At 53.5% G+C, this 979-nt stretch carries 2 protein-coding genes; one reads left to right on the top strand and one right to left on the bottom strand.

Annotation, left to right across the window (positions count from 1 at the left end; translation table 11 throughout):
• On the top strand, positions 1–463 hold a 463-nt coding region (gene tnpA / locus ACOI1H_RS25815; protein ID WP_422441196.1), incomplete at its 5' end, for an IS200/IS605 family transposase.
• Between the two features lie 38 nt (positions 464–501).
• Here the strand turns inward: tnpA and ACOI1H_RS25810 are convergent.
• Positions 502–979, bottom strand: a 478-nt coding sequence (locus tag ACOI1H_RS25810) for a hypothetical protein (protein ID WP_422441194.1), incomplete at its 5' end; no start/stop codon positions are given.

The following is a 979-nucleotide window of genomic DNA, read 5'->3' as shown; positions in this document are numbered from 1 at the left end:
GCTGCATGCCCACCTCGTGTTCTGCACCAAATACCGCAGACCGGTCATCACCCGCCGGGTGTTCGACCATCAGCGGCAGTCAATGCGCCAGACCGCACAGTGCCTCGCCATCGATCTGATCGCCGTGGAAACCGATGGAGACCATCTGCACCTGATGATCCTCTATCCGCCGAGCCTCAGTCTGAGCACGATCGTCAAGCGTCTCAAAGGCGCATCATCGAGACACATCCGGCAGCAGCGGCTGCCCGAAGTGATGAAGCGTCTTTGGGGCGGCCACTTCTGGAGTCCAAGTACCTTCGTGGTCTCCTGTGGTGGCGCGCCTCTCGACGTGGTCAAATCTTACGTCGAGAGCCAGCAAGACGCAGATACCAAGAAGAGAAAAGCCGCAGCGCAGCCGCTCAAAGTGAAAAGGAAATCCTATCCCCGGGCTGAAGTCAGGGGTTTGCGGATTTTGGACGGGTGATCAATCAATAACGAATCAACTAAATTTGTTTTAGGCATTCAGGCGGAGACTTCCAGACCTATTCGTACGATCTGAGCCAAGATGAATAGAGCGATGGCAATCTTCGGGGCAGGATTCGCTAATATAGCGACAGGATATTGGAAGGCGACTGCCTCGAGCCTTGCGGATGCGTCATTCTTTGCAACGAGGGCTAAAATACGACGATCGTTCGCTTCCACAACATCAATCAGAGCATCGATGAGAAGAATGTCTTTATACATAAGGCCCGATGGCAACGTCACAGTCTTCTCAGCGCCATCATCGATGTATTTTAAATACAGCGCTTTGAAGCTGATGGTCCTTACCCTTTTCTTGATCTCTGCAACCTGGCTGATGCGCGAGAGCGGGATGCGCAGGTGCTTTCGCCACGTGCGGATCGTGATGTCGTGTTGAGAGATCTGAACAGAATGCCAGAACGGATTGATGACGGCCACCCAGGGCGCGATTCCGATCAACATCACCAGATGGATGACTGAA

Source organism: Loktanella sp. DJP18, assembly GCF_049310965.1.
Taxonomy (GTDB): Bacteria; Pseudomonadota; Alphaproteobacteria; order Rhodobacterales; family Rhodobacteraceae; genus Loktanella.
The sequence above is the reverse complement of the archived record's forward strand: the minus strand, read 5'-3'. Positions and strand labels throughout refer to the sequence as shown.